The organism is Ruegeria sp. F11, from assembly GCF_056533855.1.
This window is the reverse complement of record NZ_JBQFOW010000010.1, coordinates 25314-43960: the sequence shown is the minus strand read 5'-3', so window position 1 is coordinate 43960 and position 18647 is coordinate 25314. Positions and strand designations below refer to the sequence as shown.

The window sequence follows — 18647 nt, the reverse complement described above, 5'->3', positions numbered from 1 at the left end:
GAGATCAAAATTAAGGGCCGGGGTCATCCCCGGCCTTTTTTGTTTTCGTTCTCTGGCGCCCCTACCCGAGTCTCAGGACTGATCCGGATCTTCCTTGCCGACGCCCCGGAACACGAACTTGAACGGAAGCGCCCACAAAATACCAAGGCCGATGTAGACCAGCAGTTCCAGCCAAATCGGAGGGCGGTCCAGCCAATTGACGACCGTCACGACCGCCACGATATAAACCGGCAGCCCGACCAGCAGGATCACCAACGACCAGCGGCGGCGGGCCTTGTAGCTGAGGCCCGGTTTCTGATCGCCGTCCATTAGTCGGCAAACGGGTCAGTCACCAGAATGGTGTCATCCCGCTCCGGGCTGGTGGATAAAAGAGCAACCGGACACTCAATCAATTCTTCCACGCGTCGCACGTATTTGATGGCGTTTGCAGGGAGGTCCGCCCAACTGCGCGCGCCTTCGGTAGATTCGCTCCAGCCCGGCATCTCTTCATAGACCGGCGTGCAACGCGCCTGTTGGTCGGCAGCCGTGGGCAGATAGTCCAGGCGTTCCCCGTCCAACTCATAGCCGGTGCAGATTTTCAACGTCTCAAACCCGTCCAGGACATCCAGCTTGGTCAGCGAAATGCCATTCACACCACTGGTCGCACAGGTCTGACGCACCAGACAGGCATCGAACCAACCACAGCGGCGCTTGCGCCCAGTGGTGGTGCCGAACTCGTGCCCACGCTCACCCAGACGCTGCCCATCGGCGTCGTCCAGCTCGGTCGGGAATGGTCCCTCGCCCACACGGGTGGTATAGGCCTTGACGATCCCCAGCACGAAATCGATCGACCCCGGCCCGATCCCAACCCCAGTCGAGGCCTGCCCCGCGATGACATTGGACGAGGTCACAAACGGATAGGTTCCGAAATCAATATCCAGCAACGCGCCCTGCGCGCCTTCGAACAGGATGCGCTTACCCGCCTTGCGCTTTTCGTTCAGCACTTTCCAGACTGGCGCGGCAAACGGCAGAATTTCCGCCGCGATATCCTTTAGCTGCGCGACCAAAGCGTCCCGGTCGACCGGAGCGATCCCCAGCCCTTTGCGCAGGGGGTCGTGATGCTGCAACGCACGGTCCACGCGCGCCTCAAGCGTCGCCTCATCCGCCAGGTCCGCCACGCGAACCGAGCGGCGGCCTACTTTATCCTCGTAGGCCGGACCGATACCACGCCCGGTGGTGCCTATCTTAGTACCCTTGCTGGCGGCTTCTTCCCGCGCACGGTCCAACTCTCCGTGGATCGGCAAAATCAAGGGCGTGTTTTCTGCGATCATCAGCGTCTCGGGCGAGATATCAACGCCTTGAGCGCGGATCGTGCCGATCTCTTTGATCAGATGCCACGGATCCAGAACAACGCCGTTGCCAATCACGCTCAACTTGCCGCCGCGCACAACGCCCGAAGGCAGCGCGTGCAGCTTGTAAACCTCGCCATCAATGACCAGCGTATGCCCGGCATTGTGCCCGCCTTGAAAACGCGCGATCACATCCGCCCGCTCGCTGAGCCAGTCGACGATCTTGCCTTTCCCCTCGTCACCCCACTGGGCGCCGACAACAACCACGTTGGCCATATCCGGTCCTTTTGCGCTGAGTATTCAAACCCGGCTCGTATAGCGAGGCTCAGACGGCAGGGAAACCGATATTTCGCCGCAGTGGAAAATCGCGCGTACCGCGCGATGCCTCCGGCGGGGATATTTTTAGCCAGATGAAGCAGGGATCCGCTCCCCGACCAATCCGCCGGAGAGCTTCACCTGGCGCGGTCATCGGCGTCCCCGCCTGTACCGCCCGTTCTTCCTCACCCAAAATGGTTAAGGATCCGTTTCTTCATCTGGCTAAAAATATCCCGGGGGAGTCGCCCAACGGGCGGCGGGGGCAGAGCCCCCTCTAACCTTGCGACAAGCGCACAGGTTTGCCGTGGGGCGTGGTCAGATATGCCTCTTCCCAAGCATTGCGCAGGGCAGCGATGTCGTCGGGGGCTGCGTCGCCCTGCTCGGTCAGAAGCGACTCGAGGGTTTCAAGCCAGGCGTGAAAGTAGTCGTCCCCGCCATCCAGCTCTTTGTTCAACCCATTGCGTTTCAGCGTCTGCGAAAAGCGCGCGGTCCAATCGGTCCAGTCAAAGCGGCCCGCTTCGTTCAACGCCACGGTTACGGCAAAGACCTGCGCGTGCCAGGGTTCGGCGAAGACCGGCTCGGGCGCGGTATGGGTGATACAGTCGTTCATGCTGGTTCCAGATAGGATTGCCACAGGTCCAGCACGACCTCATCGCGGGGGTGTTCCGGATCGACCCAAAGCTCGGACGCGGGGAAGACCACCGCGTAAAGCGGCTCGGGCGCTTCGCCCAGCCCGTGCGCGTTGGAATCGGGCAGAACGTGGGTGCCGTGCAGGCGCAGGATGCGGCCCGTTGCGCCTGCGGCATAGATCGGCAGGCGCGTATGGCCGCCCTCGACCAGCCGGTTCGAGGTAGGGCGCACAGTACGGACGGTTTGTCCGGTCTCGAACTGCACCGCGACATTTGACGGGCGATCGGCCGGGCCGCCTCTGGCCAGCGCGGTCGTCACGTTCTCGGCCTTAAGCTTGCGCGAGGCCAGAGGGTGATCGGCGTCTGCGGTTTCTCCGCGCAGGTCATCCGGCGTCAGCACGCCCTGCTGCACCAGCAGGTCGGCTAGTCCGGCCATCCACTTCTCGTAATAGGAAAACCGGGCGTAATCCTTCGGCGACAGGCATTCGCGCGCGTGGCGCGACACGTCGATATTCCATTGCCCCAGAAAGCCCGAGGCCAGCGTCACCGCCAGCGCCCGCGCATGCCAGTCTTCGGCAAAGATCGGGGCGTCCTCGGCTTCGGGGTTGATCGGACCATCGCCAAACCGTCCGCCCATATCGTGAACCCGGGTCATGAGGGCACCCGCGCCAGACCGGTGCCGATCATGCTGTCGCGGCTGACGAGGGCTGCCAGTTCGTCCTCGCCCAGACCGTCGGTGCCTTCCGGGCGCATCGGCAGCACGAGATAGCGCATCTCGGCGGTCGAATCCCAAACACGAACCGAGGTCTCGTCAGGCAGCGTCACGCCGAATTCAGCCAGCACCTTTCGCGGCTCGCGCACCGCACGGGCGCGGTAGGCATCGGATTTGTACCAACCCGGAGGAATACCCAGCAGCGGCCACGGGTAGCAACTGCACAAGGTACACACGACCATGTTGTGCTGCTCGGGCGTGTTCTCGACCACCACCATATGTTCGCCCTGACGGCCAAAATAGCCCAGATCGGCCACCACGGGGGTCGCGTCCTCTAGCAAGGCCGCCTTGAATGCGGGATCGCTCCACGCCTTGGCAACGACGCGCGCGCCGTTCTGCGGGCCGATCTTGTTTTGATAGGTGTCGATAATCTCATCCAGCGCCGCCGGATCGATCAGCCCCTTGCGGGTCAGAATCGTTTCCAGCGCCTTGACGCGCAGCGCGGGTTCGGGTGGCAAAAGGGCGTGCGGGTGGTCGTGATCGTCATGAGGCATGACACGCAGCCTGCGTTACAGATCAACGCCCTGTCCAGTCCCTTTGCCGTGATGTGCAACATCAGCATTCGTGATGCCAACTCGTCCCTTGCCCCCGGAACCAAACTTGCATAAGTACCACGCGATACACGCCACGCTGTACGGGACACCCATGGAAAACGTCGTTCTCATCATCCATCTTCTTCTGGCCCTCGGCCTGATCGCCGTCGTTCTGATGCAGCGGTCCGAAGGTGGGGGCCTTGGCATGGGTGGCGGTGGTGGTGGTGCCATGACGGGCCGTGCCGCAGCGACGGCTTTGGGCAAGGTCACATGGATTCTGGCCGGGTGCTTTATCGTCACCTCGATCACGCTGACCATTCTTGCGGCGCAGAAATCCTCGGGCAGCTCGGTCATCGATCGTCTGGGCGTTCCGGCACCGGCATCAACCGAGGAAAGCACGCCTGCGGTTCCGTCCGCAGATGACCTGCTGCCTCCGACGCAGGGCGACAACGCACCGCTGATCCCTCAGGCCGACTAAGCCACTACACTTAGAAACCTAAAAGAGAACTGCAACAGCATCTTGCGGTTCTCTTGCGCTTTGGGCGCGAATCCTTTATACGTGAAGTCCCGTGATGCTGCGGTTTTTTCAAGCCGTCGGGCAGCAGATAATGACCTCTCACGGGAGCAGCCGAAAAATCATGGCGCGTTTTATATTCATCACTGGTGGTGTGGTTTCGTCCTTGGGCAAAGGGCTGGCCTCGGCGGCCTTGGGCGCGCTGTTGCAGGCCCGCGGATACTCGGTCCGGCTGCGCAAGCTGGACCCCTATCTGAACGTCGATCCCGGCACCATGTCGCCCTTTGAACATGGCGAAGTGTTCGTGACCGATGACGGGGCCGAGACTGATCTGGACCTTGGCCATTACGAACGGTTCACCGGTGTGGCGGCGCGCAAGACCGACTCGGTCAGTTCCGGGCGGATTTATTCGAATGTGCTGGAGAAGGAACGCCGCGGCGATTACCTCGGCAAGACCATTCAGGTCATTCCCCACGTCACCAACGAGATCAAGGATTTTATCGCCATCGGCGAGGATGAGGTTGATTTCATGCTCTGCGAAATCGGCGGCACCGTCGGCGATATCGAGGGCCTGCCCTTTTTCGAAGCCATCCGTCAGTTCAGTCAGGACAAGCCGCGCGGCCAGTGCCTGTTCATGCACCTGACCCTGTTGCCTTACATCAAGGCATCCGGCGAGTTGAAAACCAAGCCGACCCAGCACTCGGTCAAGGAGTTGCGTTCCATCGGCCTGGCCCCCGACATTCTGGTTTGCCGCTCGGAAGGCCCGATTCCGGTCAAAGAACGTGAAAAGCTGGCCCTGTTCTGCAACGTGCGCCCCGACAGCGTGATCGCGGCGCAGGATCTTTCCACCATTTACGACGCCCCGCTGGCCTATCACAAGGAAGGTCTGGATCAGGCGGTTCTGGACGCGTTCCAGATCAGCCCGGCCCCCAAGCCCGATCTGGCCAAGTGGGAAGACGTCAGCGACCGCATCCACAACGCCGAGGGCGAAGTGAAGGTCGCCATCGTCGGCAAATACACTCAGCTGGAAGACGCCTATAAGTCGATTGCCGAGGCGCTGACCCATGGCGGCATGGCCAACCGGGTCCAGGTCAAGGTCGAATGGGTCGATGCCGAGGTCTTCGACAATGAGGACGTGGCCCCCTATCTGGAAGGCTTCCACGCGATCCTCGTCCCCGGCGGGTTCGGCGAACGCGGCACCGAGGGCAAGATCAAGGCCGCCCAATATGCGCGTGAGCATAAGGTGCCCTATCTGGGCATTTGCCTTGGAATGCAGATGGCCGTGATCGAAGCTGCGCGGAATGCGGCTGGCATCACCGAGGCGGGCTCCGAGGAATTCGACCACGAAGCCGGGAAAAAACGTTTTGAACCGGTGGTTTACCACCTCAAGGAGTGGGTGCAGGGCAACCACAAGGTGGAACGCAAGGTCGGCGACGACAAGGGCGGCACCATGCGTCTGGGCGCGTACGACGCGGTTCTGGCCGATGGCTCGAAAGTGGCCGAGGTCTATGGCGGCACCGCGATCGAGGAACGCCACCGTCACCGGTATGAGGTTGATATCAAATACCGCGACAAGCTGGAAAAGGCGGGCCTGAACTTTTCGGGCATGTCCCCCGATGGCCGCCTGCCCGAGATCGTCGAATGGTCGGATCACCCGTGGTTTATCGGCGTTCAGTACCACCCGGAGCTGAAATCCAAACCCTTCGACCCGCACCCCCTGTTCCGCGATTTCGTGCGCGCTGCGAAAGACACCTCGCGGCTGGTCTGATCACGGGCCTATCACAGTATTGTACCCCTCGGCGCGAAACATCTTTACGCATCGGGGGTTTGCACGGATAACTGCCGCCATAGCAGCGACAGGAGACCGGCCATGACCAATCAAGCAACCCAGGCGGAACAGTTTGCAGCCCTGCACAAAAAGGGCGATCCGGTTGTCCTGTTCAATATCTGGGACGCAGGCAGCGCCGGGGCGGTGACCGAGGGCGGGGCGCAGGCGATTGCGACCGGCAGCGCGCCCGTTGCGATGGCGCAGGGCTTCACCGACGGTCAGAATATCCCGATGGACTTTGTGCTGGCCAACGCGAAACGGATCGTGGATGCAGTTGATTTGCCCGTCACGCTGGATTTCGAAGGCGGCTACGCCGCAGACGTGCTGGGCATCGCCAGCAATGTCCAACAGGCGCTGCAAACCGGAGTCGTCGGGTTCAATTTCGAGGACCAGATTGTCGGCACCAAGGACCTCTACGACATCGAAACGCAAGCCGCCCGAATCGCCGCCATGCGCGAAGGATGCGATGCGGCGGGCATTCCAGCCTTCATCAACGCCCGCACCGACATCTTCCTGAAGGCCGCACCCGATACCCATGACTCCGCCATGCTGGATGACGCAATCGCCCGCGCCAAAGCCTATGCGGATGCCGGGGCCAGCGGATTCTTTGCGCCGGGCCTGAAGGACGAGACGATGATCGAAAGCCTTTGCGCCGAATCCGACCTGCCCGTGAACATCATCGCCCTACCCGGCACCCCGAGCACCCAGCGTCTGGCCGAACTTGGGGTCGCCCGCGTCAGCTATGGCCCGGTTCCCTACAAACAAATGATTAATTGGTTGACTGAACAAGCCCGCGCGGCAATCAATCCGACCGGCTGAACACGGGATTGCAATTCAACGAAAATCTGATCAACCTGCCCGTGTGACCGAGCAGGAGAATACCCCGTGACCAAAGGATACTGGGTCGCCCATGTCGATGTCGACGATATGGACGCGTATAAGAACTACATCGCCGCCAACGCCGAACCCTTTGCCGCCTACGGTGCAAAGTTCCTGGTGCGCGGCGGAGAGCACCAGATCAAGGAAGGCACATCCAGATCGCGCACGGTGGTGATCGAGTTTCCTAGCTACGAAGACGCTCTCGCCTGTTACGAAAGCGACGGCTATCAAAGGGCCAAGGATATTCGCACGCCTGTCTCGATGGGCGATCTTGTGATCATAAAGGGCTATGACGGGTAGCCTTGCTTGGCGCTCTGGAAAATAAGGACTAACCTAGGCTCATGCTGAAAAAATTCCTTCAGGCGTTTCGCCCGCCGCAACATGATCACCTGCCCGACCCGGATGCCGAACTGGCGTTGGGGGCTTTGATGGTGCGCGTGGCGCAGGCGGATCGGGACTACCAGTTGGAAGAGATCAGCCTGATCGACCGAATCCTCGCCCGCCTCTATCAGCACAACGCGATCGAGGCCGCCAAGGTCCGCGCCACCTGCGAAAAGCTGCACGCGGCCGCGCCCGAGACCGATACGTTCGGCAAACTGATCCGCGAGACCACCGACCTGAAAGAACGTCTGGCCGCGCTGGATGCGCTGTGGGAGGTCGTGCTGGCAGACGGCCATTCGAACGAGGGCGAGATCAAGATCGTCGAAGAAGCCCGCGCCGCGATGGGGCTGAGCTACAATGACAGTCAGGCCGCACGCGAACGGGTGCAAAGCCGCTTGGAAGCCAGCTAAGCCGGGTCTATATCTCAGTCATGTTCAGCGATTTCCTGTCCCGGCTCACGCAGCCTCAGCCCGACCCGCTTGCCGATGACGACGCCCGACTGGCCCTGACGGCCCTTCTGGTGCGCATCGCCCGTTCTGACAACGACTATGCCGATACCGAGATGGCCCGGATCGACAAGATATCCGCCGAACGCTATGGCCTGTCACCGTTCGAGGCCGCCGCGCTCCGCGCCAAAGCCGAAGACCTTGAGGCCGAGGCACCCGACACCGTCCGCTTCACCCGCGCCATCAAGGAAGCCGTGGCCTATGACGACCGGCTGGCCGTCGTTCAGGTGATGTGGTCGGTGGCATTGGCCGACGGGCACCGAACCGGGGAAGAGGATTCGCTGCTGCGGCTAGTTGTCAGCCTTCTGGGTGTCAGCGATGTAGATTCGGCTATGGCCCGGCAAAAGGCCGCAAAATCTTGATTGCGATGCTGGGCATGTATGACATGCCCGCCATACAGCTTGCGAATGATCGGTTTTGGGCAGCGATTCGCGCGCATCTGGGCTTTGGTCCGGCGCACCTGACACGAGGTAGGGACGTCTGGGACATTTGGCAGAGCCCCGACCTTGTCTTAGGTCAAACCTGTGGCATGCCCTTCCGAACCCGCCTGCACGGCAAGGTACAACTGGTTGGCACGCCGGACTACGGGCTGCAGGGTTGCCCGCCGGGACACTATTGCTCGGTCTTTGTGGCGCGACGCGGGGACGAACGGGATCTGCCCGCGCTTGCAAAAGGCGTTTTCGCGTATAACGAAGCGCTGTCTCAGTCCGGGTGGGCCGCACCGGTTACGCATCTGGCGAAGCTCGGGCTGGTGCCCGCGACCCTCATTGAAACCGGTGGACACGCCTTGTCAGCGCAGGCGGTGGCCGAAACGCGCGCTGATCTTGCTGCCTTGGACGCGCTGACCTGGGAGATGCTCAAAGAACATACCGATCTGGGAAGCAAGCTGCGCGAGGTTGCCAGAACCGAGCCAACGCCCACCTTGCCCTACATCACCGCCCTTGGTCAGAATGCGGCTCAGACCGCCGAGGCTGTCCGCGCCGCCATTGCGGACCTGTCCGACGCGGATCGCGCGACCCTGCATATTCGGGGTCTGATCGACATCCCAACTGACCGATATCTGGCCGTTCCAACCCCACCACCACCGCACGCGCACGAGGCGCAGCACTGATCAATTTGACGACGGCCTCTGATCAAATTGGGCCTTTCATCACGCGATTCTGCCTTTTGCGCATTGCATTGCGCTGAAATTTCAGCCCTAGTACCGCATCAACAGAACCAAGAACCGGACCGCCCGTGACAGACAACGCACCCGTTATCGAGATTAAGAACCTTCACAAAAGCTTCGGACGGCTCGAAGTGCTGAAAGGGGTGGATATCACTGCCCATCGGGGCGACGTTGTGTCACTGATCGGTTCCTCCGGGTCTGGAAAATCCACTCTACTGCGCTGCTGCAACCTTCTGGAAGACAGTCAGCAGGGCGAAATTCTGTTCAAGGGCGAACCAGTGCATTGGGCTGGTTCGGGTCACAACCGCCGACCTGGCGATGCAAAGCAGGTTCTGCGCATCCGCACAAACCTGTCGATGGTGTTCCAGCAGTTCAATCTGTGGGCCCACATGACAATCCTGCAAAACGTGATGGAGGCCCCCGTCACCGTTCTTGGCCGCGACAGGGCCGAGGTTGAGGACAGCGCCCGTAAGTATCTGGAAAAAGTAGGTATTGGCGACAAGTGCGATGTCTATCCGGCGCAATTGTCCGGCGGCCAGCAGCAACGCGCGGCGATTGCCCGCGGCCTGTGCATGGAGCCCGAAGCGCTGCTCTTTGACGAGCCGACCTCGGCGCTGGATCCGGAACTGGAACAGGAAGTGATCAAGGTGATCAAGGATCTGGCTGCCGAAGGCCGCACCATGATCATCGTGACCCACGACATGAAAATGGCTGCTGATATCTCAAGCCATGTCGTGTTCCTGCATCAGGGCCTGATCGAGGAAGAAGGCACACCCGAAGATATCTTCACATCCCCTGAATCCGAGCGACTTAGGGGCTTTCTATCCGCCACACAGGCGGCATAACTTCAGGACAGAACCAATAAGGGGAGTAACCAATGAAAAACCTGATTCTGACCACAACAGCGCTGGCACTGACCGCCGGTATGGCCATGGCCGATACCGTGCGCATGGGCACCGAGGGCGCCTACCCTCCGTACAACTTCATCAACGATGCCGGTGAGATCGACGGTTTCGAGCGTGAAGTCGGCGATGAGCTGTGCAAGCGCGCCAATCTGGACTGCGAGTGGGTCAAGAACGACTGGGATTCGATCATTCCGAACTTGGTTTCGGGCAACTACGACACCATCATCGCCGGCATGTCGATCACCGACGAGCGCGATGAGGTCATCGACTTTACCCAGAACTACTTCCCGCCAGCCGCATCGGCCTATGTCGGCGCATCAGATGGTGTCGATGTCAGCAGCGGTATCGTTGCAGCCCAGACCGCGACCATTCAGGCGGGCCACGTCGCTGAAAGCGGCGCAACTCTGGTAGAATTTGCAACGCCGGAAGAAACCATCGCCGCCGTGCGCAATGGTGAGGCAGACGCCGTATTCGCCGACAAGGACTTCCTGGTCCCGATCGTCGAGGAATCGGGCGGTGAACTGGTTTTCGTTGGTGACGATGTCCCGCTGGGTGGCGGCATCGGTCTTGGCATCCGCGAGTCGGATGGTGAACTGCGCGGCAAGTTCGACCAGGCCATCACCTCGATGAAGGCAGACGGTACCCTGAACGAGATGATCGTCAAATGGTTCGGCGAAGGTGTTCCCACCTACGAAGCCGACGGTACTGTCGTTACCAACTAATCCGCACTTAAGGGGTCGGCGCCGGAAGCGCGCCGTCCCCTTCCTGGCCCTTGGCTGGGACCGACGTTCGAAAGACGCCCCATGTTTTCCTATTGCGCTGATCCTGACACGCTTGGAACGTTCCGATGGTTTTCGTGCTATCTGACCAACGGCGTCCACTGGTCGTTTTATCTGTCCTTTCTCAAAGTCCTTGGGCTGCTGGCCATCACCGCCCCCGTCGCGCTGAGTTTCGGGTTCGCGGGCGCAATGGCCGCCCGGTCGCATTTCCCGCCACTCAGCTGGCTCGGCAAGGGTTACATCGCCATCGTGCGCGGCGTGCCGGACATCGCCTTCTTCCTGTTCTTCGTGATCGCGCTGGATCAGGCCTTTGAATGGACCCGCCATCAGGTCATGTGCCCGGAATGGACCGATCCGGTCCGTCAGGGGAACGATTTCATCGTCTGCCAGGCCGCCAAACTGCCGCTGGGCAGCGCACCGGAATGGGTGCACGAGACCTATGGGTTCTTCCTGGCAATCGTCACTTTCTCTATTGTTTTCGGGGCTTTCGCGGCGAACGTTCTATTCGGCGGCATGCGCGCCGTTCCGCACGCGCAGCTAGAAACGGCCGAGGCCTATGGCATGACCCGCCGCCAAACGTTCTGGCGCGTTCTTGTGCCGCAAATGTGGGTCTACGCGCTGCCCGGCCTATCAAACCTGTGGATGGTGCTGATCAAAGCCACGCCGCTGCTGTTCCTGCTGGGGATCGAGGATATCGTGTACTGGGCACGTGAACTGGGCGGCACCAAGACCTCGCGCTTCACCGACTACCCCCATGGCGACTGGCGCATGTGGTACTTCCTGTTCTTGCTGCTCTTTTACCTCGGCATGACCCGTGTTTCGGAAATCGGTCTTGAACGCCTGATGCGCAAACTGTCCCACGGCCAAGCCACATCCGGCGGAGAGCTTCTGCGCAAGGAGACCACGGCATGATGACCCGTCTTCAAGACCTCAATCGGGTGCCGCAGGCGATTGTTACGCAGTCCCTTTCGCGCAGGCGACCTCCTTTGCAAGGAGTGCGAGCATGAGTTGCCTCCAGACCATTCAGGACTATGGCCTGCGATCAATTGGGATCGGTGAGCGTTTGCTGCCAAAAACCGACTTTACCCTGTGCGAGCATTTCACCCTGATCGGCTCGGGCATGATTTGGAACATCTACTTCGGGCTCATGGCAATGGTGACAGGTTTCTTCCTGGCCACCGCGCTTGCAGTCGGAAAGGCATCCCCCAATAAATGGCTGCGCAAACCGGCCGAGTGGTTCATCTTTCTGTTCCGGGGTTCGCCGCTGTTCATCCAGTTCTTCTTTGCCTACTTCTTCTTCCTGTCGCTGAAGAAACCATATCCTATGTTCGACGCCCTGACCTCGGCCTGGCTGGGCGCGCTAATCGTGCTGTTCCTGAACACGGCAGCCTATTCGGGTGAGATCTTCTATGGCGCGCTGCGCTCGATCCCCAAAGGCGATATCGAGGCGGCGGACGCCTATGGCATGTCCGGTTGGTCCCGGTTCCGGCGCATCATCTGGCCCACCATGCTGCGGCTGGCCTGGCCTGCCTACACGAACGAAGCGATCTTTGTGTTCCAATCCACCACGCTTGTCTTCTTCTCGGCTTTCCCGGCTTGGCAGCAACGGGGTGACGCGCTGTATTACGCAAGCTATTTTGCAGACAAGACATTCAACCCGTTCGTCCCTTACCCGATTCTGGCGTTTTATTTCATAATGTTGACGCTGGTCATCGTCTGGGCCTTTGGTGCGGTCAACAAGCGCCTGAACCGGCATTTGCCGGTTGCCAAGCAGACTAAAGTGAAGTTCCGACTGAACCTGGCGCGCTGAATTTCAGCGCGTCCCGAACGTGCTCAGAACACCATGAACTGCGCTTGTTCGCGGGTCGATTTAGGAGAGATGGTACCGCCTCCCTGGCTTGAACAGGGGACCTCTGGATCCACAATCCAGCGCTCTAACCAACTGAGCTAAGGCGGCACTCGGTAGGGGGCGATGTACCGAACGCGACCACGGAATGCAAGGGGATTAAAGCCGAATTTTCCAGCTTTGTTCGACGAGATCGACCCCAAAGGAATGCACAGGTTTACTGTCCACCAACTGCCAGCCATTGGCCCGATACAAAGCGCAAGCCGCCTTGTGGCTTTCATGGGTCCAGAGTGAGATTTCCCGATAACCTACGCTACGGGCAAACACGGTTAGGGTGTCCAGCATCCGCTTGCCCAGCCCCAATCCGCGGGCCTCGGGCACCAGCAGGAACAGCCGCAACTTCGCGGTTTGGTCGTCCAAAGCGACGCAAAAAATGCTCCCCAGCCGCTGCCCTGCCCGCTCGGCAATCCAGCCCCGTTCCAGCGCGGGGTCGTGACCCGCGATGAAATCGTCCAGAACACGCGCCACAAGCGGGGCGAAACTATTGTCGAACCCCTCATCCCGCGCGTAGAGCGTGCCGTGCTGTTCGACCAGCCAGGGGGCGTCGTCGGGGTGAAAGAGTCTGAGAACAACATTCTCCATAGCTTATCTGTCCACAAAGGCGGCTTGATTCTCAACCGTCGCCGCGCTAGCACAAACGCTCAGTCCCGGAGGCGCATATGGGCATTAACACCGAACGCGATATTCAAGCGAACCTGCAGATCGGTCCGACCGATCAGGGCATGGTGCGGCTGTTCATCGAGGCTGATGGCGTCGAGGTTCCGATGGATTTCGAACCTGAAGAAGCCGAGGAAATCGCAGAAGAGATTCGCGCCGCCGCGCACGCAGCAAGGGCCGTGAAAGGCTGAGCAGCCTCAAATCCTCGGGTCCCGCAGCGCCTGTAGCCTGCGCGCGGCATCGGTCGCAAACTTCTGGATCATCTTCTTGCGCCGCGCGGGGGCAAGTTTGTCTTCGGGGGCCATGCGGATAATCTCGGCATCATAGGCATCAGCGATGATCAGGCCGGTTTCATCTGGCAGCAGGTCGGTCGGAAACTCGGTATCGACGGCCCAGAAGAATCGGTCACACCATTCCAGATAGCCCTGCCACTTGGAATCCGATTGGTAATCGGCACGGCCGGATTTGCATTCGATCACCCATAGCTCTCCCTTTGGGCCCAGCCCCATGACATCGACCCGCAGACCCCTTGTGGGCACAAATTCCTCAACAGACACGAAGCCATGCGCGCTCAGGTGACGGGCAACGCCGCGCGCAAGTTTCTGTCCCGGTTGCAGATCCAGTGTCATACGAGAAATGTGAACAATTCGTGAACAAATGTAAAGCAATTCAATACGGCTTGACATGATACCATTTGGTATTTCATTTATATGATACCAAATGGTATCTCGATTGAGGTCACATATGCAGAACCAAACCCAGAACGCGTTTCGCGCCCTTGCCGACCCCACCCGCCGGGAAATCGTGCAGTTGCTCGCAGCGCAGGACATGACGATCGGGCAGCTTACCGACCGGTTCGACATGACCCGTGCGGCTGTGAAAAAGCACCTGACCGTGCTGTCCGATGGCGGCCTGATCACGGTTGAGGCACGCGGCAGAGAACGCATTAACCGACTTGATCCACAGGGGATGGCCCCGGTGTTGGACTGGCTTCGATACTTCGACCAGTTCTGGGATGATCGCCTTAATTCCCTCAAAGAAGCTGTTGAAAGGAATAAAAAATGACCAATGCCGTTTTGCAAAAGACGATTTTCCTGCGGGCCGAGCCCGAGACCGTGTGGGCTTATCTGACCGAGCCGGATCGGCTGGCCGAGTGGTTCCACAAGCCCGAACGCCCACTCGCCAAAGGCCAAAAGCTGGAGATGTTCGGAACCACCAGCGGCGATCTTCTGATCTGGGGCGAGGTGCTAGAGGCACGCGCGCCGGAATACCTGGAATACACGTTCACCGTAAAGCCGATGGGCAACGCCGTCAGCACCGTCAAATGGACGCTGGAAGCGGTCCCCGGCGGTACTCGATTGGCGCTGGAACACGAAGGTCTGCCACAAGGGGCCGAGGCCTTTGGCCTGATCCTGGCGCTGGACAACGGTTGGGATGAGCACTTTGGCAAGATGCGCAGCGCCCTACACGAAACTGTTGATGCTTGACCCCCAATGACCCCCTTGTGCAAACCCGCCGCACACCCTACTTAGGCCCGTGGCGGGTTCTGCCCTTCTTGTGATTGGTAGCATTCTGGTGGCCTTAAGCAATTCCGAGGGGGCTGGCTCTGTTCAGGTCCTGGCCTGATTACCTGGCGCCCACCTGTACATACAGGTCCTCGGGAATCACACCGCACGGTTGACTGGTGGTCCCGCCACACTCTTCTCTTGAAGATTCAACGCTCAGCGCGCGCTTCCTGCTTGGCAAGCGCGGGCTTGAAGCTATGCACCACTGGCGAGCCGCGACGCGGGCCGCCGGGCTTTTCGGCCATGCTCATGATTTTATAGGCAAATTGAACCCCGGCGAAGACGATCCCGTTCATGAACCAGATCATCACAAGCGCGATCAGCCCAACATCTGACCCTGCGATCAGACTACGCAGATTGGCCACGTTCAGCGCCAACAGCACGCCCACGAACACAGCCGAGATAACAAAACCCCAGATAACCTGAGTGATATATAGCCGGACGAGTTTGGGCATGGGGGACCTCCTTACGCACGCTTATGCTAGCGCATGCCCCCCAACGGTAAAGGCGTCAGAATGCCTCGGGCTGGGCCTCGCGCGCCATGTGGTCCAGCACGGCGTTGACGAATTTGGGCTCCTTGCCTTCGGGGAAGAAGGCGCGGGCCACGTCAACGAATTCGGTGATCACGACCTTGGGCGGCGTGTCGCTTTGGGTCAGTTCCGCCCCTGCAGCGCGGAAGGCGGCACGCAGGGTCGGGTCGATGCGCGCGATGGGCCATTTGGCGACCAGAGCGCGGTCAGTCATCTGGTCGATGGGGGCCTGATAGTTCACGGCATCTTCGACCAGTTTGCGGAACAGACGGATATCGCCGTCCAGCATCTCTTCACCCTCATAGACGGCACCAAACCGGTGATCCAGAAACTCGGTCACGACGGCTTCAACCGTCTGGCCTGACTGCTCCATCTGGAACAGCGCCTGCACGGCATAAAGCCGGGCGGCGGATTTCATCAGGCGTTTCTGGTTGGCCGGTTTCGGCGCGTCTGTCTGGGTCATGCTGTCGTGGGTCCGTTGCTGTCGCCCGCCACAAGGATGGACTCGGACGGCGGCTTGAAGCCCACGCCCTTTTGCGAAGAGCCCCACTTACGGCTGAGCGCGATCAGATGCAAGGCCGCAGCGGCCGCTCCGCCACCTTTATTCATCTTTTCGGGGTTGGCACGGACCTCAGCCTGTTCGTCATTCTCAACGGTCAGGATTCCATTACCGATCATCAGGCCCTGCAGACCCATCAACTGGATGGCGCGGCTGGAGTCGTTGCAGACGGTTTCATAATGCGTGGTCTCGCCACGGATCACACAGCCCAGCGCGACATAGCCGTCGTAGTTGCACTGCCGGTCAGCCATAGCGATGGCGGTTGGAATTTCCAGCGCGCCAGGCACTTCGACCACATCGCAGGAACCGCCCGCGGCCTCGATCTCGGCCTTGGCACCGGCGACCATATTATCGGCGATGGCGCGATAGAACGGGGCCACGACCAGCAGCAATTTCACCGGCTTGTCGAAGGTCGGGGTCGGCAGGACGCCGTGTTTGTCTTGTTCAGCCACGATCAGTCTTCCTTGAGGATGGAACGGGTGCCGACGATGGACAGGCCAAACGCGTCGAGCCCCAGATATACGGTTTCCGGCGAGTCGGTCAGCAGCACCAGTTCCTGAATTCCCATCTTGGACAGGATCTGCGCGCCCAGACCGGTTTGCTTGATTGTACGCGGGCCTTCTTCCTCGAGCGCATAGAGCGAATTGCGCGGCTGGCGGAACAGGCAAACAACGCCGCGCCCTTCTTCGGCAATCTTCTCCATCGCGCGGGGCAATTCGCGTGAGGATTTGGGGCCAAGGCCCAGAATATCGGGCGCTTCGTGCAGAGCGTGGGTGCGGGTCAGAACCGGCTCGGGCGTGGTGATGTCGCCCTTGATCATGACCACGTGTTCAATGCCATGGGTCTGATCGGTGAAAATCCGCATCTCCCAGTCGCCACCATATTCCGAGGTGACGGTTTCACGCGAAGTCTCAACCACCAGATTGTCATTGCGCGAGCGATAGGCGATCAGGTCACTGATCGTGCCGATCTTCAGGCCGTGGGTTTTGGCGAATTCCACCAGATCGGGCAGACGCGCCATCGTACCGTCGGGCTTCATGATCTCGCAAATCACCCCCGCTGGGTTCAGCCCTGCAAGGCGCGAGATATCCACGGCAGCCTCGGTATGACCCGCACGCACCAGCACCCCGCCCCGCTTGGCGCGTAGTGGAAAAACGTGCCCAGGCGTGGCGATATGGGCCATCGTGTTCTGTTCGTTGATGGCGGTCGCCACGGTCAGCGCCCGGTCGGCGGCAGAGATCCCGGTGCTGACGCCCTCGCGCGCCTCAATGGACACGGTGAATGCGGTCTCGTGGCGCGAGGAGTTGTTTACGGCCATCATCGGCAGGCCAAGCATGTCGATCCGCTCGGCAGTCATCGGCAGGCAGATCAGCCCGCGCCCGTGGGTGGCCATGAAGTTGATCGCCTCGGCATCGGCAAACTCGGCAGCGATCACAAGATCGCCTTCGTTTTCGCGATCCTCATGGTCGACCAGAATGTACATCCGGCCTTTGCGCGCGTCTTCGATGATCTCTTCAATCGGGCTGATCGCGTTGCGCAGCTGGGCCTCGACCGGACCGGGGGTTTCAAAGCTCATGGAGCAGCCTTTCGCAGGAGCATATTTTCACAGCGAGATAAACCACTGTGGGTGCAAACGCCAGCCCGCAACCGGCAAGAATGTGCATGGCGGGTTGACCGGATCGGGCCGGTTTTGCGCCGCGATTGTTCACCGCTGCCAAACATACCGCCCCGGCTAAATCGCTTTGTCCACAAATCGCCGCATTCAAGCCCTCGGATAGCCCCAGATTGAAACCAATCAGGACAGTAAGCTTTGCCCACCCAAGAGACTCGCACGAATGGCATATTCTTCAGGTGTATCAACCCCGAGCCTCTACCCTTCCGGCGTTTTCAGACGCAACAGGCTACTGCTGTGCGTTATCGCACTTCATTTACTTTGCGGAGTAGGCGTCAGCGTTTATCTGGGCACGTCTTTCTGGTCGTCCACTGCGCCGATGATCCTGGTCACCTTCAAAACCCTGTCGATGATCATGGTTGCCAATGTCCTGCTCTGGCGGCTTGGAGTGGCCGTTTTCAAGGTGAAACCGAAAAAGCCGATTCAGTGGATGATCGCTGATCTTCGATCCATTCTGTCAAACCGCACGCATGTCTCTGATGCCGTCACCGGATTTTTCTGCATGCTCGTGCTGATCATCACCTTCACCTACCTCAAAGAGGCCATCCCCCTTCTGAACCCCTATTCCTGGGATCCGCTCTTTGCGCAAATGGACCGAAGCATGCACGGGGGCTACGACGTCTGGGTGCTTCTTCATCCCATTCTGGGCTCGCCCTATGTCACAACCGCCATAAGCTGGGCCTATCACGGGTGGTTCATGCTGATCTACATGGCCGTATGCCTGGCATGTCTGGACCGTCGCGACCCGAGCCGCAGCACGATGTTCCTTGTCGCCTTTGCCCTGTGCTGGGCCGTCGGCGGCAACCTTCTGGCCACCGTCTTCGCATCCGTAGGGCCGGTTTATTACGAAGTCTTCGGATTCGGCGACACCTTCGTTCAACAAATGGACTTGCTCCATCAATCGCACGAGATCAGCCCGATTGGCGCGCTGAAATGGCATCAGGTCCTTCTGGACGGTTATTTCAACGGCGGTTCAGTGCGGGGCATCTCGGCCATGCCCAGCATGCATGTGGCAACCAGCGTCCTGCTGGCTCTGTACGGTTTCACATACTCACGCTGGGCGGGATGGGCCCTGACCGCCTTCACAGTTGTTATCGTTTTCGGCTCGGTCCACCTCGCCTGGCACTACGCCGTTGACGGCTATGCCTCAATCATTCTGGCGCTTGCGATCTGGGGGCTGGCAAAAAAGCTAACCGCGCGGTTTGGCCCCGCGACCTGAGG

26 protein-coding genes and 1 tRNA gene are annotated in these 18647 nt (G+C 60.1%); 15 read left to right on the top strand and 12 right to left on the bottom strand.

Annotated features, from left to right (window positions below):
- Positions 1-72: 72 nt before the first annotated feature.
- The 5 genes from ACR0NJ_RS14410 to nthA all read right to left on the bottom strand — a co-directional run bounded on the left by ACR0NJ_RS14410 (position 73) and on the right by nthA (position 3538).
- The gene (locus ACR0NJ_RS14410; protein WP_480817830.1) at positions 73-309 is read right to left on the bottom strand and encodes a DUF2842 domain-containing protein; all 237 of its coding nucleotides are present in this window, start codon (positions 307-309) and stop codon (positions 73-75) included.
- Positions 309-1604 (bottom strand): adenylosuccinate synthase, encoded by a 1296-nt coding sequence (locus ACR0NJ_RS14405; protein WP_480817829.1) that lies wholly within the window; start codon positions 1602-1604, stop codon positions 309-311. The genes ACR0NJ_RS14410 and ACR0NJ_RS14405 overlap by 1 nt, the downstream gene beginning before the upstream one ends.
- A gap of 313 nt (positions 1605-1917) precedes the next feature.
- Complete coding sequence (locus ACR0NJ_RS14400; RefSeq protein WP_480817828.1) at positions 1918-2253, bottom strand: nitrile hydratase accessory protein; 336 nt, start codon at positions 2251-2253, stop codon at positions 1918-1920.
- Positions 2250-2927, bottom strand: a complete 678-nt coding sequence (gene nthB, locus ACR0NJ_RS14395; protein WP_480817827.1) for a nitrile hydratase subunit beta — start codon at positions 2925-2927, stop codon at positions 2250-2252. The genes ACR0NJ_RS14400 and nthB overlap by 4 nt, the downstream gene beginning before the upstream one ends.
- The gene (gene nthA / locus ACR0NJ_RS14390; protein WP_480817826.1) at positions 2924-3538 is read right to left on the bottom strand and encodes a nitrile hydratase subunit alpha; all 615 of its coding nucleotides are present in this window, start codon (positions 3536-3538) and stop codon (positions 2924-2926) included. Before nthA ends, nthB begins: the two co-directional genes overlap by 4 nt.
- 151 nt (positions 3539-3689) lie before the next feature.
- Between nthA and secG the strand changes: the two genes are divergently transcribed.
- The 11 genes from secG to ACR0NJ_RS14335 all read left to right on the top strand — a co-directional run bounded on the left by secG (position 3690) and on the right by ACR0NJ_RS14335 (position 12347).
- Positions 3690-4055: a preprotein translocase subunit SecG gene (gene secG / locus ACR0NJ_RS14385; protein WP_480817825.1), complete on the top strand. Its 366-nt coding sequence runs from the start codon at positions 3690-3692 to the stop codon at positions 4053-4055.
- Between the two features lie 160 nt (positions 4056-4215).
- A complete protein-coding gene (locus tag ACR0NJ_RS14380) occupies positions 4216-5859 on the top strand; it encodes a CTP synthase (protein WP_480817824.1) in 1644 nt (547 codons plus the stop codon).
- 102 nt (positions 5860-5961) lie between these two features.
- The gene (locus ACR0NJ_RS14375; RefSeq protein ID WP_480817823.1) at positions 5962-6738 is read left to right on the top strand and encodes an isocitrate lyase/PEP mutase family protein; all 777 of its coding nucleotides are present in this window, start codon (positions 5962-5964) and stop codon (positions 6736-6738) included.
- A gap of 66 nt (positions 6739-6804) precedes the next feature.
- Positions 6805-7098: a DUF1330 domain-containing protein gene (locus ACR0NJ_RS14370; RefSeq protein ID WP_480817822.1), complete on the top strand. Its 294-nt coding sequence runs from the start codon at positions 6805-6807 to the stop codon at positions 7096-7098.
- A gap of 41 nt (positions 7099-7139) precedes the next feature.
- On the top strand, positions 7140-7589 hold the full coding sequence (locus ACR0NJ_RS14365) for a tellurite resistance TerB family protein (RefSeq protein WP_480817821.1): 450 nt from the start codon (positions 7140-7142) through the stop codon (positions 7587-7589).
- A gap of 20 nt (positions 7590-7609) precedes the next feature.
- Positions 7610-8047, top strand: coding sequence for a tellurite resistance TerB family protein (locus tag ACR0NJ_RS14360; protein ID WP_480817820.1), 438 nt, complete (start codon positions 7610-7612; stop codon positions 8045-8047).
- Positions 8044-8796 carry a phosphate/phosphite/phosphonate ABC transporter substrate-binding protein gene (locus ACR0NJ_RS14355; RefSeq protein ID WP_480817819.1) on the top strand — a complete coding sequence of 251 codons (753 nt, stop codon included), beginning with the start codon at positions 8044-8046 and terminating at the stop codon, positions 8794-8796. The genes ACR0NJ_RS14360 and ACR0NJ_RS14355 overlap by 4 nt, the downstream gene beginning before the upstream one ends.
- Before the next feature lie 125 nt (positions 8797-8921).
- Positions 8922-9698, top strand: coding sequence for an ABC transporter ATP-binding protein (locus ACR0NJ_RS14350; RefSeq protein ID WP_480817818.1), 777 nt, complete (start codon positions 8922-8924; stop codon positions 9696-9698).
- A gap of 32 nt (positions 9699-9730) precedes the next feature.
- Positions 9731-10480: a transporter substrate-binding domain-containing protein gene (locus ACR0NJ_RS14345; protein ID WP_480817817.1), complete on the top strand. Its 750-nt coding sequence runs from the start codon at positions 9731-9733 to the stop codon at positions 10478-10480.
- Positions 10481-10561: 81 nt separating this feature from the next.
- Positions 10562-11449: an ABC transporter permease gene (locus ACR0NJ_RS14340; protein ID WP_480817816.1), complete on the top strand. Its 888-nt coding sequence runs from the start codon at positions 10562-10564 to the stop codon at positions 11447-11449.
- A 91-nt stretch (positions 11450-11540) separates the two neighbouring features.
- Complete coding sequence (locus ACR0NJ_RS14335; protein ID WP_480817815.1) at positions 11541-12347, top strand: ABC transporter permease; 807 nt, start codon at positions 11541-11543, stop codon at positions 12345-12347.
- Positions 12348-12417: 70 nt separating this feature from the next.
- Here the strand turns inward: ACR0NJ_RS14335 and ACR0NJ_RS14330 are convergent.
- Both ACR0NJ_RS14330 and ACR0NJ_RS14325 read right to left on the bottom strand, forming a co-directional pair.
- Positions 12418-12494, bottom strand: a tRNA-His gene (locus ACR0NJ_RS14330).
- Between the two features lie 48 nt (positions 12495-12542).
- Positions 12543-13025 (bottom strand): GNAT family N-acetyltransferase, encoded by a 483-nt coding sequence (locus tag ACR0NJ_RS14325; RefSeq protein ID WP_480817814.1) that lies wholly within the window; start codon positions 13023-13025, stop codon positions 12543-12545.
- 77 nt (positions 13026-13102) lie between these two features.
- Between ACR0NJ_RS14325 and ACR0NJ_RS14320 the strand changes: the two genes are divergently transcribed.
- Entirely contained in the window at positions 13103-13291 is a 189-nt protein-coding gene (locus ACR0NJ_RS14320; protein ID WP_480817813.1) for a DUF6324 family protein, read from the top strand.
- A 6-nt stretch (positions 13292-13297) separates the two neighbouring features.
- Here ACR0NJ_RS14320 and ACR0NJ_RS14315 read toward each other — a convergent pair whose 3' ends face one another.
- Positions 13298-13729 (bottom strand): MmcB family DNA repair protein, encoded by a 432-nt coding sequence (locus tag ACR0NJ_RS14315; RefSeq protein WP_480817812.1) that lies wholly within the window; start codon positions 13727-13729, stop codon positions 13298-13300.
- A 115-nt stretch (positions 13730-13844) separates the two neighbouring features.
- On the opposite strand from ACR0NJ_RS14315, the gene ACR0NJ_RS14310 reads away from it, so the two are divergent.
- Both ACR0NJ_RS14310 and ACR0NJ_RS14305 read left to right on the top strand, forming a co-directional pair.
- On the top strand, positions 13845-14165 hold the full coding sequence (locus ACR0NJ_RS14310) for an ArsR/SmtB family transcription factor (RefSeq protein ID WP_480817811.1): 321 nt from the start codon (positions 13845-13847) through the stop codon (positions 14163-14165).
- Positions 14162-14587 (top strand): SRPBCC family protein, encoded by a 426-nt coding sequence (locus tag ACR0NJ_RS14305; RefSeq protein WP_480817810.1) that lies wholly within the window; start codon positions 14162-14164, stop codon positions 14585-14587. Before ACR0NJ_RS14310 ends, ACR0NJ_RS14305 begins: the two co-directional genes overlap by 4 nt.
- A gap of 227 nt (positions 14588-14814) precedes the next feature.
- On the opposite strand, the gene ACR0NJ_RS14300 is transcribed toward ACR0NJ_RS14305, so the two are convergent.
- From ACR0NJ_RS14300 to ribB, 4 genes are read right to left on the bottom strand one after another with little or no spacing between them, the layout of a single operon-like run.
- Positions 14815-15120 (bottom strand): hypothetical protein, encoded by a 306-nt coding sequence (locus ACR0NJ_RS14300; protein WP_480817809.1) that lies wholly within the window; start codon positions 15118-15120, stop codon positions 14815-14817.
- A 55-nt stretch (positions 15121-15175) separates the two neighbouring features.
- A complete protein-coding gene (gene nusB, locus ACR0NJ_RS14295; RefSeq protein WP_480817808.1) occupies positions 15176-15658 on the bottom strand; it encodes a transcription antitermination factor NusB in 483 nt (160 codons plus the stop codon).
- Positions 15655-16206 carry a 6,7-dimethyl-8-ribityllumazine synthase gene (locus tag ACR0NJ_RS14290; protein WP_480817807.1) on the bottom strand — a complete coding sequence of 184 codons (552 nt, stop codon included), beginning with the start codon at positions 16204-16206 and terminating at the stop codon, positions 15655-15657. The genes nusB and ACR0NJ_RS14290 overlap by 4 nt, the downstream gene beginning before the upstream one ends.
- A 2-nt stretch (positions 16207-16208) precedes the next feature.
- A complete protein-coding gene (gene ribB, locus ACR0NJ_RS14285) occupies positions 16209-17330 on the bottom strand; it encodes a 3,4-dihydroxy-2-butanone-4-phosphate synthase (RefSeq protein ID WP_480817806.1) in 1122 nt (373 codons plus the stop codon).
- 415 nt (positions 17331-17745) lie between these two features.
- Between ribB and ACR0NJ_RS14280 the strand changes: the two genes are divergently transcribed.
- The gene (locus tag ACR0NJ_RS14280) at positions 17746-18645 is read left to right on the top strand and encodes a phosphatase PAP2 family protein (protein ID WP_480817805.1); all 900 of its coding nucleotides are present in this window, start codon (positions 17746-17748) and stop codon (positions 18643-18645) included.
- Positions 18646-18647: the final 2 nt, after the last annotated feature.

Excerpts from the sequence above, each read along its gene's own strand:
- ACR0NJ_RS14410 (WP_480817830.1), bottom strand. The coding sequence starts at position 309 with ATGGACGGCGATCAGAAACCGGGCCTCAGCTACAAGGCCCGCCGCCGC.
- ACR0NJ_RS14405 (WP_480817829.1), bottom strand. The coding sequence starts at position 1,604 with ATGGCCAACGTGGTTGTTGTCGGCGCCCAGTGGGGTGACGAGGGGAAA.
- ACR0NJ_RS14400 (WP_480817828.1), bottom strand. The coding sequence starts at position 2,253 with ATGAACGACTGTATCACCCATACCGCGCCCGAGCCGGTCTTCGCCGAA.
- nthB (WP_480817827.1), bottom strand. The coding sequence starts at position 2,927 with ATGACCCGGGTTCACGATATGGGCGGACGGTTTGGCGATGGTCCGATC.
- nthA (WP_480817826.1), bottom strand. The coding sequence starts at position 3,538 with ATGCCTCATGACGATCACGACCACCCGCACGCCCTTTTGCCACCCGAA.
- secG (WP_480817825.1), top strand. The coding sequence starts at position 3,690 with ATGGAAAACGTCGTTCTCATCATCCATCTTCTTCTGGCCCTCGGCCTG.
- ACR0NJ_RS14380 (WP_480817824.1), top strand. The coding sequence starts at position 4,216 with ATGGCGCGTTTTATATTCATCACTGGTGGTGTGGTTTCGTCCTTGGGC.
- ACR0NJ_RS14375 (WP_480817823.1), top strand. The coding sequence starts at position 5,962 with ATGACCAATCAAGCAACCCAGGCGGAACAGTTTGCAGCCCTGCACAAA.
- ACR0NJ_RS14365 (WP_480817821.1), top strand. The coding sequence starts at position 7,140 with ATGCTGAAAAAATTCCTTCAGGCGTTTCGCCCGCCGCAACATGATCAC.
- ACR0NJ_RS14360 (WP_480817820.1), top strand. The coding sequence starts at position 7,610 with ATGTTCAGCGATTTCCTGTCCCGGCTCACGCAGCCTCAGCCCGACCCG.
- ACR0NJ_RS14345 (WP_480817817.1), top strand. The coding sequence starts at position 9,731 with ATGAAAAACCTGATTCTGACCACAACAGCGCTGGCACTGACCGCCGGT.
- ACR0NJ_RS14340 (WP_480817816.1), top strand. The coding sequence starts at position 10,562 with ATGTTTTCCTATTGCGCTGATCCTGACACGCTTGGAACGTTCCGATGG.
- ACR0NJ_RS14335 (WP_480817815.1), top strand. The coding sequence starts at position 11,541 with ATGAGTTGCCTCCAGACCATTCAGGACTATGGCCTGCGATCAATTGGG.
- ACR0NJ_RS14325 (WP_480817814.1), bottom strand. The coding sequence starts at position 13,025 with ATGGAGAATGTTGTTCTCAGACTCTTTCACCCCGACGACGCCCCCTGG.
- ACR0NJ_RS14320 (WP_480817813.1), top strand. The coding sequence starts at position 13,103 with ATGGGCATTAACACCGAACGCGATATTCAAGCGAACCTGCAGATCGGT.
- ACR0NJ_RS14315 (WP_480817812.1), bottom strand. The coding sequence starts at position 13,729 with ATGACACTGGATCTGCAACCGGGACAGAAACTTGCGCGCGGCGTTGCC.
- ACR0NJ_RS14310 (WP_480817811.1), top strand. The coding sequence starts at position 13,845 with ATGCAGAACCAAACCCAGAACGCGTTTCGCGCCCTTGCCGACCCCACC.
- ACR0NJ_RS14305 (WP_480817810.1), top strand. The coding sequence starts at position 14,162 with ATGACCAATGCCGTTTTGCAAAAGACGATTTTCCTGCGGGCCGAGCCC.
- ACR0NJ_RS14300 (WP_480817809.1), bottom strand. The coding sequence starts at position 15,120 with ATGCCCAAACTCGTCCGGCTATATATCACTCAGGTTATCTGGGGTTTT.
- nusB (WP_480817808.1), bottom strand. The coding sequence starts at position 15,658 with ATGACCCAGACAGACGCGCCGAAACCGGCCAACCAGAAACGCCTGATG.
- ribB (WP_480817806.1), bottom strand. The coding sequence starts at position 17,330 with ATGAGCTTTGAAACCCCCGGTCCGGTCGAGGCCCAGCTGCGCAACGCG.
- ACR0NJ_RS14280 (WP_480817805.1), top strand. The coding sequence starts at position 17,746 with ATGATCCTGGTCACCTTCAAAACCCTGTCGATGATCATGGTTGCCAAT.